This is a genomic window from Dendronalium phyllosphericum CENA369 (assembly GCF_016056275.1).
In the GTDB taxonomy this organism is placed as follows: Bacteria; Cyanobacteriota; Cyanobacteriia; order Cyanobacteriales; family Nostocaceae; genus Dendronalium; species Dendronalium phyllosphericum.
The window spans coordinates 1-13,829 of the sequence record NZ_JAECZA010000101.1; the positions used below are offsets into that span (position 1 = coordinate 1).

At 41.0% G+C, this 13,829-nt stretch carries 10 protein-coding genes and 1 pseudogene; 4 read left to right on the forward strand and 7 right to left on the reverse strand.

The window, feature by feature from the left end; all coding sequences use genetic code 11:
* Window positions 1-114 precede the first annotated feature (114 nt).
* From I8752_RS19040 to I8752_RS19050, 3 genes are all read right to left on the reverse strand, one after another.
* Window positions 115-2,550, reverse strand: coding sequence for a heavy metal translocating P-type ATPase (locus tag I8752_RS19040; RefSeq protein ID WP_214433870.1), 2,436 nt, complete (start codon window positions 2,548-2,550; stop codon window positions 115-117).
* 586 nt (window positions 2,551-3,136) lie between these two features.
* Entirely contained in the window at window positions 3,137-3,412 is a 276-nt protein-coding gene (locus I8752_RS19045; RefSeq protein ID WP_214433871.1) for a TM2 domain-containing protein, read from the reverse strand.
* A gap of 733 nt (window positions 3,413-4,145) precedes the next feature.
* A complete protein-coding gene (locus I8752_RS19050; protein WP_214433872.1) occupies window positions 4,146-5,792 on the reverse strand; it encodes a CPBP family glutamic-type intramembrane protease in 1,647 nt (548 codons plus the stop codon).
* Window positions 5,793-5,906: 114 nt separating this feature from the next.
* On the opposite strand from I8752_RS19050, the pseudogene I8752_RS38630 reads away from it, so the two are divergent.
* Window positions 5,907-6,549, forward strand: a pseudogene (locus tag I8752_RS38630) (hypothetical protein).
* Between the two features lie 92 nt (window positions 6,550-6,641).
* Here the strand turns inward: I8752_RS38630 and I8752_RS19065 are convergent.
* Both I8752_RS19065 and I8752_RS19070 read right to left on the reverse strand, forming a co-directional pair.
* Window positions 6,642-7,388, reverse strand: a complete 747-nt coding sequence (locus I8752_RS19065; RefSeq protein ID WP_214433873.1) for a hypothetical protein — start codon at window positions 7,386-7,388, stop codon at window positions 6,642-6,644.
* A 315-nt stretch (window positions 7,389-7,703) separates the two neighbouring features.
* Entirely contained in the window at window positions 7,704-8,333 is a 630-nt protein-coding gene (locus I8752_RS19070) for a Uma2 family endonuclease (RefSeq protein ID WP_214433874.1), read from the reverse strand.
* 893 nt (window positions 8,334-9,226) lie between these two features.
* On the opposite strand from I8752_RS19070, the gene I8752_RS19075 reads away from it, so the two are divergent.
* On the forward strand, window positions 9,227-10,234 hold the full coding sequence (locus I8752_RS19075) for an SDR family oxidoreductase (protein ID WP_214433875.1): 1,008 nt from the start codon (window positions 9,227-9,229) through the stop codon (window positions 10,232-10,234).
* Window positions 10,235-10,418: 184 nt separating this feature from the next.
* Here the strand turns inward: I8752_RS19075 and I8752_RS19080 are convergent, their stop codons facing one another.
* Together I8752_RS19080 and I8752_RS19085 are read right to left on the reverse strand one after the other, a co-directional pair.
* Entirely contained in the window at window positions 10,419-10,862 is a 444-nt protein-coding gene (locus tag I8752_RS19080) for a thermonuclease family protein (RefSeq protein ID WP_214433876.1), read from the reverse strand.
* 591 nt (window positions 10,863-11,453) lie between these two features.
* Window positions 11,454-11,948, reverse strand: a complete 495-nt coding sequence (locus tag I8752_RS19085; RefSeq protein WP_214433877.1) for a pentapeptide repeat-containing protein — start codon at window positions 11,946-11,948, stop codon at window positions 11,454-11,456.
* 199 nt (window positions 11,949-12,147) lie between these two features.
* Between I8752_RS19085 and gcvT the strand changes: the two genes are divergently transcribed.
* Together gcvT and gcvH are read left to right on the forward strand one after the other, a co-directional pair.
* Entirely contained in the window at window positions 12,148-13,284 is a 1,137-nt protein-coding gene (gene gcvT / locus I8752_RS19090; protein ID WP_214433878.1) for a glycine cleavage system aminomethyltransferase GcvT, read from the forward strand.
* A gap of 124 nt (window positions 13,285-13,408) precedes the next feature.
* Entirely contained in the window at window positions 13,409-13,798 is a 390-nt protein-coding gene (gene gcvH, locus I8752_RS19095) for a glycine cleavage system protein GcvH (protein ID WP_214433879.1), read from the forward strand.
* Window positions 13,799-13,829 lie beyond the last annotated feature (31 nt).

The following is a 13,829-nucleotide window of genomic DNA, read 5'->3' on the forward strand; positions in this document are numbered from 1 at the left end:
AAGTAGGGGGAGTAGGGGGAGCAGGGGGAGATAAGAACACAAATTCTACCTTGTCCTCCTCATCTCCCTCATCTCCCTCATCTCCCTCATCTCCCTCATCTCCCTCATCTTTAGTTAAGTCAATCGTCGTAATAACAGTGAATTAGTAACAACACTAACTGAGCTAAAAGCCATTAATGCAGCAGCACCAGATGGGGTCAGGACAAAACCCCAATTTGGTAACAATACACCTGCTGCTAAAGGAATGCCGATTGTATTGTATGCAAAAGCCCAGAATAAATTCTGACGGATTTTGTTGAAGGTGGCACGACTGAGGCGAATTGATTCAACAACGTCGTATAAGCGATCGCGCATTAAAACAATTTCGGCTGTTTCCATTGCTACATCTGTGCCGGAGTGTAAAGCAATCCCTACATCTGCTTGTGATAAAGCTGGAGCATCGTTAATTCCATCTCCAACCATGGCGATTGTACGGGCATTTGCTTGTAATTCTTGGATGACAGCAGCTTTTTTGCTGGGAGGCACTCCAGCCATCACTTCATCACTATCTAGCCTTAATTGTTTAGCTATGGCACTAGCTGCTTCTAATCTATCGCCACTGAGCAATATTACCCGTAAACCCATCTGACGCAACTTGTCTACTGTAGTTTGGGCATCGGGTCTGAGGGTATCTCGAACAGCAATTAGTCCGGCGAAAGTTCCCCCAACTGCCGCGTAAACAACTGTTTTGCCTTCGGCTGCCAACTTCTGAGCTACTTGTTGTCCGGTGTCGCCTATGGAAATTCCATGCCAACTCAACCAGTCCGAATTTCCCAACAGCACAGTTGCACCTTCTACTACCGCAGATACCCCAAGTCCGGGTTCGGTATGGAAATCTATAGCGTCTGGAATAGATAATTGTTGTCGTTGTGCTTGTTGTTGAATCGCTTTTGCTAAAGGATGGTGAGTACCGCTTTCGACTGCTGCTGCTAGTTGCAGTAGGGATTGGAGATTGGGTAGTTCTTCCTTATCCCTAGTCACCAGTCCCCAGTCCCCAATCTCTAATTCCTCAACAGTCAAACAATCTGTGACTGTGGGATTACCTGTGGTTAGAGTACCAGTTTTATCAAACACCACTGTGTCGAGTTGGTGGACTCTTTCTAGCACATCACCACCTTTGATTAATAAACCTCTTTCTGCGCCGATGCCAGTTCCGACAAGAATGGCTGTAGGCGTAGCAAGTCCTAAAGCACAAGGACAAGCGACTACCATAACTGCGATCGCCAGCTTTAAGCTAGTTAATAATGGCGAGTAGTGAGTAGGGAGTGCTGAGTGGTGGGCGTTATGTGTGGCATGGCTCATCATTTCCATGCCACCTGAGATGGTGACATCTGGCCAGATGTGACTGCCGAAAAAGTACCAAAATCCAAATGTCAATACAGAGGCGGTCAAAACACCATAGGTAAAATAACCTGCGACTGTATCTGCTAGTTTCTGGACTGGAGCTTTGCGAGTTTGAGCGGCTTCTACTAAAGCGACAATTTGAGCTAGAGTGGTGTCATTGCCAGTACGCGTTGCCTGAATTGCGATCGCTCCCGACTGGTTGAGCGTTCCAGCTGCTAGTGTATCTCCTGGTTGCTTGATTACTGGTACTGCTTCCCCTGTCAACATCGACTCATCCACCGTTGTATTTCCAAAACGAACCTCACCATCAACGGGGATTTTATCGCCTGGCAGTACTTGCAACCATTCACCAACGCGCACTTGTTCGGCAGGAATTTCTACACTATTCGCTCCCACTCCTAAGTTTTCCGGATTTGGATTGGCAATCAATCGTGCTACTTGTGGTTGGAGTGCTAGCAATTGTCTAAATGCGGCGGCGGCCCTTCCTCTAGCTTGTTGCTCTAATGTTCTTCCCAAGAGGATAAAGCCCAGCATCATTACTGGTTCGTCAAAAAAGCACTCCCAACCCATTTGGGGAAACAGCAGTGCTACCAAACTAGCAATGTAAGCAGTCAGCGTTCCCAATCCTACTAAAGTATTCATGTTAGGAGCATTGCGCCGCCAGCCCAGCCAGCCATCTACTAATATTGGGCGACCAGGAACTAGTAGCGCCACCGTTGCTAGTCCGCAGTGAAACCAAATGTTACTCAACACTGGCAATATTGAGCCAGCAATGCTACTCAGGTGTCCAATTCCCGACAACACCAGCAACACTCCAGCAACAATCAATTGCTTGATGGCAGAACGCATTTGTTGGCGCTGTTTTTCTGCTGGGTCTTCTAAAGTCACGCCTGCTATTTCGCTAGCTTTCCGAGGTTGGGTAGGGAATCCAGCTGCTGTCAATCGCTTTGCCAATGCATCTGCATCTACCACACCAGTTTCTGATTCTACGACTGCTACCTCTGTAGCTAGATTCACACAGGCATTCTTGACTCCTGGATGTTGGGTTAGCTGTCGCTCTACAGCCTTGACGCACCCGGCACACTTCATACCTCCTACATCCAGAATAATTTTTTCTGAAGTCAGGGCTAGTTCTGGGGCAAGGTTAGTTTTTGGGACAAGTGGCATGGCAAGTGTTTAATTCGCTACAAAGATTCAACGCCTCACGAAGCGTCTCTAATTTGAGCGTAGGCGAAATCTACAACTTTGACAGAACGTCAATAATATTAATTTTATTAAATTATGGTAAGCACAAGGCCGAAGTTAAGAATTAGGAGTTAAAACCGTTCGGTTAGGAAAAGGGTTAAGGAGTTAGAGGCAAAGGGAAAAAATCCCTTTTCCCTTTTTCCCTCTCCCAGTTCCTAAACCTCGGCAGAGTCTCAATTACGGCTCCAGTTTAGATAAGTCATGTAGATGATAGCTGCAATTTGTATTGGCATCATGATAATGAGGCTTTTCCAGAAATAATTGGTGTCTAAATTAGACATAGTGCTAAAGTATCCCACACCGAACAGCATAAATACCATCCAGGTAAGATGTTTACGTTTAATGGCTAGCATTTTAGTACGAATAATTCTGTAAGTATGCAGCTAGGATTTATAGACACAAATAGAAGTTAAATTATGAAAATCGAGTTTCTAGTGCAGCATGGCAAATTAAATCGCAGTTATGAGTTATGAGTTTTATCTCTTTTCTGCTTTTATACTTCCTGCTACTAGAACCAACCTTGTTTGTTAGCAAAGTAGGTATTTACGAATTCTTCAGGAGATTTGTTCAGATAAATCATGCCTTCAATTAATCCAACAAGTTGCATAATCAACAAAGTAACGCCGTAAGTGAAGGAACCAGCTACTACTGAAATAACTAACATGATGAAACCTTCTGGAGCGTACCCAAGAATAAACTTATGAACTCCAAAACCTCCAAAAATAATCCCACAGTATCCAGCTAGAAGTTGTTTGGTAGGGTGACTGGGATTGAGATTTGACATGTGAGCATTCCTCCTGATTTAATTGAGTAAAAACTTTAATTATTTATTGTCATAAAAACACTAAGAAGAAATTTTTAGTGTTTTTGTTAGTAGCAGTACATCCCAATATAAATTGGCGAAAAAGTAAGATGCAAATCTTATAGGGGGAACACTAATATAGTGTGGCATAAATAACTATTCAGCAGCTACTAGGTTTTTTGATAACCTTGAGTAACTCTGACTATGAAACATAGCCCTGTAGTTTTGCCAATTCTTAGGTAAGAGTCTCTTCAGCAGAAATAATTCTAATAACGAGCAAAAATGTTCATACTACACCACTTTATACAAGTCCATCAGTGTTACCTCCGGACTTTTTTTCAATGGCTGTAATGATGGAGGATACGCTTTAAGTGGGAATACCTGCATTCGGCATCAAGAGCATATTCTCTGCTAGTAGGAGACAATCCGATCGCTAATGAATTGGATAGAAATAGCTTAGAAGCTCAGTTAATTGCTACTTTTCACGTGAATAGATAAAACTAGGATTTTAAATCCAATTATTCCTATCACAAACAGCTTTACAATCGCTCAAGTTTTCTAGATACTACTAAATGTTAACTTAAACATTTTGTAATCTATTTAGCAGTATTGCTACAACTACATCTGTTGCTAGGCTATTTCCAGTAATGTATTACTACTACAGCAGATAAAAGCAAATATTCTGATATAGTGCAACCGTACTTATTTAGTAATATTAGCTACCATTGCCTAAAACAAAGAGGCTAAGTAGTGTACCACTATTCCAGAGGCTATGGAGGAGCATAGGGGCAAGGAGGTTACGCGATCGCGTGTAGACAAAACCCAAGACGATCCCCAGCGCGGTAAGTGGCAGAATTTCGGATAAACTCAGGTGAGCGATCGCAAATAACACAGCACTGGCAATAATCGCTCCCCAAACAGGCAAGTAACGAGTTAGGGAAGGCAACAAAAAGCCGCGAAACAGAAGTTCTTCAAAAAATGGCGCTGCGATCGCAGCTGTCGAGAAAAAGATGCCAAGTGCGACAGCGTCTTGGCTTTCTAGCGCCAGTTGTAACAGCGGATTACTACCACCTTGTCCTTGCCATAGTTGTTGATTAATCAACGACACCACCACAACTATGGGTAAAGCAGCACAATAGCCACCCAATCCCCATAAAAACCATTTATCTTGCAGTTTAAAGCGAAACCACGACTCTGGCAGTGGAAGGGAGCGTTTAATTGAGAAATACAACACCGATAGCGCACCTGAGGCGACTAGTAAGTAACTAATTAAGACAAAGACAGCTTGAGTTCGCACGTTACCAACAGGACGCGGAATGGGGAGCAGCGATAAGACTAGGGGTACAAAAACTTGTCCCATGAAGAAAAAGCCTAGGACAAAAACCTGTAAAATTGTTTCTCCATCCCAAGGTGTTGACCAAGGTACATCCCCATTTTGAGCTAATAAGGCTGCTTTTCCCTTCAGTAAGCGTTGAACAATTAAGAAAATCAGTAATATCGTGCCGATTAATGCGGCTAATGTGGGAATAGTACCAATCAGAACTAATTTCAGCACAGCTTGAGCAGCAGCTTCTTGTTGTGCAGCTTGAACAGCTGATAAAGCTTCTTGTCGTTGCTGGATTTGGTACAGCTGAATCAAAGCAGTAGAGCGAAACCAACCTTCTAAATTTTTTTGAATAAACTGTTGAGTGTTGGGAAGTATGCGAGGAGGATTACTCCAAAGTCCGCTTAACACAGCAGCCGTTCCACCAATTTCAGTGCTGAGTTTGGACGGCTGATTGCTGAGTGAGGGTTTGGGTGTTAGGAGTTTTGAATCTGTGGCTGGGTTGTTTTTATCTAATCGCTTTTGTAATTCGCTCCAAGTTTTGAGAGCTGTATCTGTCTGTCCTTGCTGTGCTTGTAAAATTCCCAGTCGCAAATCTAATTCAGCCAGCAATTTTTCTAGTTGCTTGATTGACAGCTGCGCCTTTTGCTGTTGCTCCCCACCAGAGTTAGTAGTGGAAGTGGCTTCTGGTAGAGGTTTAGGAGGTGTGGGAGTTGTCTGAGATTGAGAACGCAGTTGTGCGAGTTGTTTTTGAGCTTTGTCCAAATTCGTTTGAACTGATTGACGCGCTTCTTGATACTCCTTTGTGGCGTTTTCCAGAGGTTGCTCGCCAAGTATCGCCTCCCGAATTGCTGAGAAATTATTATCTTTACTCTCTCCTGGTTGCCAAGCTTGGGCTTGCAAAGCAATATTTGTTTGGTACAGTTCCAGGCGACTTTGGAACTGGGGTTCTTGCCAACTACCAAATAAAGAAGAAATTGCCAACAGAGCAGCTATTGGCGTTAACACAAAAAATAAAATCAAACGCTTAATTGCCATCTATCCCCCTTTGACGAACCAGTGGAGAGCGCATCCCCCTTGGGAATTATCGCAAGAAAAAGCAAGAGGTGGATAGATTACGATCGATATTATGAATCTGCGATCGCCCCTGTGATGTTAAATTACAACCCATTGCACTGCCTACCCGCCGCTGAGGATTTGCCCGACTCTGACGATGAACCCGTGGATAATCAGTTACAGCATTTAATTCCTGGTTTGCTCGAAGCTATCTTAGCTTGGTTATGGGCAAGCCGGATGGATTGGTTTTTCCGGGTTGATATGGGAATTTAGGCGTTGGGCGTTGCATAATTGCGGGATGATTTTGTAATTTGCATCAACCATAATCCCCGTGTCTCCGTGTCTCTGTGTCTCCGTGTCCTAGTGTCCCCGTGTCAGCCTCAATCATCCCCCTTATTCAGCAACGCCGGAAATTTTATATTATGTTGTGTACAATCCTCAACGCCCCAGAAAACCACCTTTAGAAGTTTATCGGTTTGATAATGGTGAATATGTATTGCGATCGGGAAATCCTGTTTGGTTGCCAGAGATAGGTTTAGCAGTTGGTTACGAACGGGGAACTCATCAAGGAATTACGCGAGATTGGTTGTATTGGTATGACGAGCAAGGAGTTAGATATTTATCGCCAGAAGAATGGGCAATAGCTGCCGAGCAACGCGCTACAACTGCCGAACAACGCGCTCAAAGGTTGGCAGAAGAATTGCAAAAATTAGGGATAAATCCTGATACTTTGAGTTAAGTAGGTTATATAGTTTCGTATTATTTAGTATTGTGCTTGATCGATGCGATCGGTATCTTGAAAGACTACTGGAGATTAATCAATTAAATTTACTACTGACTTGACCGTACAGCGATATCATTTTGGATAGCCTGTTCATCATAAATAGTTACTTTACCAGACCTTAATTTTCCAAAATGCCATCTACCAACATCTAAAACAAATTTTTTGGCATTTATATTATTTGAATTCTTTTCTAATATTTCTAAAGACTTGGTGTAAGCTCTTCCACTTAAATTATTACCTGACAGTATTATTTTATTCACTCCTTGTATAAATACTTTATGTACCAGTGGATCTGTAGGATATTTATCTAAATATTTAAGAAGTGGTTCAAAAATCACAACTGTTAAAAATTGCGAATTATTAATACATTGTGCAAATCTCTCATTCGCAGAAGGATGATCAAAGTTTCTTTCTAGATGTTGAATTAGTAATTTGAATCCAGGTTCATTTATCTGATTTGCTCTATCTACAAGATTCATAAAGCGCTCATGTGCCAATGTGTCTATAGGATACTTATCTAAATGCTTGATAAGTAATTTTAAGATATTTTCACTTGGCGAATATACAAGCTTACTTTCTTTAAATTTATCTAATTTTAGATCAATTCCTTTCAATTTTACTAAAAATTCTTTATGCTGTGACACACATTTGGGATTATTGTATAGATTTTCAAGAACTGGTTTCAATTGTTCATTTTCAATTTTATTTATTTCTTTACCTTGTGTAAATTGTACTAATACTACATATATAATTGCAAAAAATATACATCCAAAAAAGACCAACACTATTTCCATATTATTGCCTTTGCATAATAAAAACAAATGATTTAACAATTATAAATAAAACCTACATATAGAATTTAGAATAATTTGTCAAATTCTATATTTATGTTTTTTGAATCAAATGGTTATTCTAACTAGAAGAGAATAGCTATATATTTACATATACAATTTTAATAAATATCTCAATTTTAGAATCAGTAAATTTCAGTAATTAATATTTAATTGATAAAAAAATATATTTTTTTCCGGTATAAATACGGTTATAGTTTGAATTGTATAATTTTAAAAATAACTGTAATATATAGTTGCGTTCTAGATTAACTAGAACTATATTTTGTTCCTCACCCAAGCACGAAATGATTTCAGCAAAGCAATTTCTCCCGTAGTTTTACTCTGTTGAATAAATCTACTCATCTCACTCACCGAAAATAAGGGAAAAGCAATACTAAACTCACATTCAACATATTCTCCTTCTACCAACTGGTAAAATTTCAAATCTTCACCGTTATATCTCCACAGTTCAGCAATACCCAGCGCTGAATAAATTCCAAATTTATTAACTGAACTACTAGTAATGTCAATTTCTATTGCTAAATCAGGCGGCGGATCGGTTTCTAAATCTAGAGTTTCCCTACCTCTGATTCTTGGTTCAGTTTGTATATAGTAGCAATTGTCTGGTTCTATTCCACAATTAGTTAATCGCCGCTTCAAAGTGGTAGAACCAGCACTGATAATTTCTATTGCCAATTCTTCAGCTAAAACTACTATCAAACGGTCAAATTGAATTTTGGGGTTTTCATGTTCAAACAGTGGGGTCATAATTTCTAAAGTGCCACAGTCATAAGCAAACCGAGAACCTCTGTCTTCACCTGTATCTCTTAGCAAAGCCTCAAAGGTTTCCCAGCTAATGTTATGTAGCACTGTTCTTTGTTCGGCTGGTGTTGACCGTACAAGCATATTACAATACTTATGATGTCAGAATACTAGTAATTATGGGCAATGCGAAAAAGCTATTTATCTTCCTGGGTAAATAGTTCTAATAAACCAATTGTACCGACAAAAAAAGTATATAATGCCATATTGCAATGGCATTTTATTTCTAGAATTCGCATAAATTGTAGCTATTACTGCTTCCAAGAAATGAGATGCGATCGCAAATCGTTCTATCCAAAAAACTATATTTAGACTACTTGGGATTGAAGTGCTTGTTATTAATGTAGAAAAATTCCATAATTCTAAGCAAATTGCACTAGCTATCAAAACTGTAGAGAGAATTTTTACTAGGATAAATAATTTTTCTTTGATAGTTAAAAACATAATATTGTGGACAACTAATTTTGCTCGTTCAATTTTTCTAAAAATATTAGAAATTAGATTCTAGATAATAATAACACTGAGAGAGTAACAAGCGATCGCAAAATCTTCCTCTCAGGGGTTGCCCCAAGGCGTTCTCGTTCTTAAAGAGTAGGCTAACTGTGTGAAGGATGCCTAAAAGCCGATAGGAGTCAGGCAGTGCGTTACACGACAGATGCGATCGTCGCTGCAATGCAGTATCTTCACTTTTTGCCCCCTATCCCTATACTTAATATTTTGTTTATCGATAGCCTAATAGAGCAATCTTTTTTAAAATATTTATAATTCTCTAGGTTGATTTATTTAGTAAATATTTAATTCTATAATTTTCATATATGTGATTATTTTTTTTGAATCAATAAATATTCCTCGAAAAATTGAAATTAACTAACGATTGTAGATATTATGGAAGCGAATTTTTCCTGATTGTTTGAAAGCAGATTTATCTACATTTTGTTATTAGCTGTATTTGATTAAGACTCGAAGGAGTACTATCTATGGAACTGAAGCCAATTAATCAGCAAGTCGTTTCAGTCGTTGGCGCTGCTAGCGGTATCGGACGTGCAACAGCTATTAAATTTGCTAAAGGGGGAGCAAAGGTAGTTGTCTCGGCTCGCAGTCAGTCAGGATTAGAATCTTTAGTTAAAGAGATTCATGACTTTGGCGGTGAAGCAACTTTTGTCGTTGCTGATGTAAGTGAATTCGAGCAAGTAAAAGCGATCGCTGACAAAACAGTTGAGGTTTACGGGCGATTGGATACGTGGGTACATCTCCCTGCTGTTGGTGTTTTTGCTACTTTCGATCGCACAAAACCAGAGGAGTTTAAGCGTATCATCGATGTCAACCTCATGGGACAGGTATATGGTGCAATGGTGGCATTACCCCATCTCAAGCGTGAAGGGCGAGGAGCATTAATTCATATATCTTCAATGGAAGGTAGGCGATCGCTTCCATATCAAAGTGCTTACTCCTCATCCAAGCACGGCGTGGAGGGCTTTATCGAAGCTATGCGCCTGGAACTGCTACACGAAAAATGGCCTATCAGCGTCACAAGTATCAAGCCAGCAGTCATCAATACCCCGTTTTGGAATAATGGTCTAACTAGGTTAGGTGTAAAGCCATCAGGAATACCACCTTACTACGATCCTAGGCTTGTAGCTGATGCGATTGTCTATGCAGCCGAACACCCGACTCGTGATTATTTAGTTGGGGATGTAGCTAAAGTATTAGATTTACTACAGCGAATATCGCCATCTTTAGTAGATTCGCTGTTATTACTCGTCGGATTTCAGTTACAGCATAGTAACGAACCGAAGTCTGAAGAACCAAATAATCTTTACCAGCCAGTTTTAGAACACGACAGAGTAGACGGAGATTATAACAATTTAGTCATACCAAGCATTTCCGATGTCGTGGAGAAAAATCCGTTGTTTCAGTGGGGAGCGATCGCTACTGCTGCTTTATTAGCATTGCTGACAGCACAAGCATTCAAAGAGAAAGGGTAGTATCGCTATGCGGAAATTGCTATTTTGACACCGTAAGCGTTTCGATCGCACGGCGGGAGCGATCGCGAATCTGTTTCTCTATTTATTATCTAAGAGCCTTTTTATACCCTTTCTCTAAAATTGGACAACACATAAAATCTCCGTGTCTCGTAGTCTCCGCGTCCCCGCGTCATTATTCGTTGCTTTATTTTGGAGAATTGGTATTAGTCATTGCAGGATTTAATTGCTGCCATAATCCTAGTCGTTTATTTTCAGCATTGGCTTGGGCTATTAAAAATTGGGTTTTTGTTTCATCACAGAAGTTAAGAGACTGGCGATCGACTACAGCATAGCCTTCTTCAACCATACGGAGATTTACTGAGCGATTATCCACATACACTTCGCCAAATGTACGGTTAAGTTTATCCGCCCATACAGTCCTGATGACTACAGGAGTTCCGGACGGGAGCATTTTTTCGAGTTTCTGTTTGGCTGCTAAACTATACTGTTGTTGAGATGTCTGAGGTATATCAATACAGGCAAGTCTGACCGTAGCAGTATTTCCTGTATTATCTTTAATGCGAATCGTTTTACCATCTACTACACCGAGCGCTGTAGCGAGTACTAAAATTAGCTCAACTAAAGACATAATTTTCAGTATGATTTTATGCTTAAACTTGAGTTTATTTCAGTAATTATGTGGTTACTGTGATTTCACTCACAAGCTTTTAGGCAAGTAAGCTAATCTGCCTTTAAGTTGCACAATCCTTTGCCTTAGAAAGACGCGGGGATGCGGAGAAGGGGAGACGCGGGGATGCAATTTGAATGATTATTAGCTTAGGAATTAAGAGTTAAGGAAAAAGGACGTATCTTCTCCTTTGCCCCTTACCCTTTTCCCCAGCGAAGCCTTCCCCTATTCTTCTTCTTCGTCTATGAAGAAGAGGGCATGATGTTTTACCTGGTCGCGCCCAGAATGCCCAGACCATACGTCTACGTTGGTGTAGGATGGCACTCGCTCCACTTGGTGAGTGAGTCGCAGTCTTGGCGCTCTGCGTCGATTGCGAACTCACGAACCTGAAGAGGGTGGCTCCCCAAGACTGCACGGCCTCATGAATGGGCGCTCGCCTGTCTGGGTACTGGGTACTGAGAAAAATTTTTCAAAATTTGGTGGTGGGTCAAAGCCCCCACCATAATTTTTCGTTTTGTAACCCAATCCCCAATCCCCAATCCCCAGTCCCTTTTACTTACATCCTAAAGATTCACGAGTAGCCACACCAGTTTTAGAATTGACTCCACTAGCTTTCGCACAGAGTTTTTTTACCTGCGGCCCATCTAAGACTGCATTCGTGAAATCAGCACCTGTGATGTCAACATTATCAAAAGTCGATCGCAGCATCATGGCATCTGTGAACACTGCATCACTTAAATCAGCGCCTTTGAACCTTGCCAGATAAGCTATGCCATTACTAAAATCTGCACCATGCAAATTTACTCCTTCCAAGACAGTACCGTTAAACACGCCACCACGTAAATCAGCATTGCTAAAGTTAGCATTCTCTAAACTTACATTGGTAAACTCAGTACCAATTAAATTTTGACCGGAATAATCCTTGCTTTTGAACTCGTCTCCAGCAGAACGAGTAATACTTGAAGAACTAGCAGCTTGCGCCGATAGGGGAAACAAAAAAAGAACCATAGCTAAAACAAAGCTAGCTAGTAGTTGCCAATACTTCATAATCTTTTCTTAACAAATCTCAATTTTTTCACCATTTAATTATTAAACCGCCTGTCACGATCGCTGCAAACTTTTCCCAGGCATTAATTATTTAGTTAGTTTCACTAGGAAGAGTCTTACTTATTGAGAAAGCACTGAGGAATAAGAATCCGGCCGTAGGATATAGATGTTGAGGTGCGATCGCAAAGCAAAAATACCTGTGACTAATCAAGAAGAAATCGCCCAATCTTTGGCACGAACTCCTTTATATCAGCTAGGTGTAGAACTCAAAGCACGGCTAACCAGTTTTGGCGGTTGGGAAATGCCCGTGCAGTTTAGTGGCATTAGCCGCGAACACGAGGCTGTGAGAAATACAGTTGGCATGTTCGATATTTCCCACATGGGTAAATTTACCTTCCAAGGTAAAAATGTCATTTCTCAACTCCAAAGTTTAGTTCCTTCAGACTTGAATAGGTTACAACCCGGTCAAGCACAATACACAGTATTGTTAAATCCCCAAGGGGGAATCATTGACGATATCATTGTCTACTACCAAGGTGAAGATACTACTGGTACGCAGCAGGTGTTAATTATTGTCAATGCCGCAACCACTGGTAAAGACAAAGCATGGTTATTACAGCACCTTGATTTAGATGCGGTAAAATTCCAAGACTTTTCACCAGAAAAAGTTTTAATTGCCGTGCAGGGGCCAAAAGCCATCAACTATCTCCAGCCCTTTGTGCGAGAAAACTTACAACCAATCAAAGCATTCGGTCATCTACAAGCAAATATACTAGGTAAAACAGGCTTTATTGCCCGCACGGGTTACACCGGAGAAGATGGTTTTGAGGTGATGGTAGATCCGGATGTGGGAGTAGAATTGTGGCAAAATCTCTATAAAGCTGGTGTCATTCCTTGTGGACTCGGTGCGAGAGACACCCTGCGTTTAGAAGCTGCAATGGCACTTTACGGACAAGATATCGACGATACCACCACTCCCTTAGAAGCAGGTTTGGCATGGCTGGTTCACCTCGATAGCAAAGATGATTTTATTGGTCGGGCAGTTTTGGAACAGCAAAAAGCTTCTGGGGTACAGCGCCGACTAGTAGGTTTACAAATGCCAGGACGCAATATCGCCCGTCATGGCTACCAAATTTTATCAGCAGGTGAAATAGTTGGAGAAATTACTAGCGGGACTCTATCTCCGACACTTGGTTATCCCGTTGCCTTAGCTTATGTTCCTACCAAACTAGCAACTATTGGTCAGCAGCTAGAAGTAGAAATTCGCGGCAAAGCTTATCCAGCAGTTGTAGTTAAACGCCCTTTTTATCGCTCAAAAAATCGTGTGATTAACTGATAACTGCTAGATTTTTAAGGAATAATGTGTTGTGAGTTACTTAATCTACAGTTATGGTTAATTACCAAACATGATTTAGATTACTGTTGGGGCAATAATTTGTTTGATTGGAAGGGGAATTGATATGTCTTTTGAATATCCTCAGGATTTAAGATACCTGGATAGTCATGAATACGTGCGGCTAGATGGGGAAATTGGCACAATTGGCATCACTGAGTTTGCCGTAGACCAATTAGGTGATGTTGTATTTTTAGAATTGCCAGAAATTGGCGAAGCCCTTAGCAAGGGAGAGACATTTGGCTCAATTGAATCAGTTAAAGCAGTTGAAGACCTGAAATCACCAATAACCGGTACAGTGGTAGAACGCAATGATGCCTTAATAGATTCTCCTGAAGAAGTGTCAGAAGATCCCTACGGTGAGGGTTGGTTCTTAAAAGTACGTGTCAACGATCCCGACGAACTTGAGGATGCCTTGACTGCTGATGAGTATCGCGCACAGGTAGAAGGGGAGTAGGCGAGATCGAGGGGATGAGGGGGATGAGGGG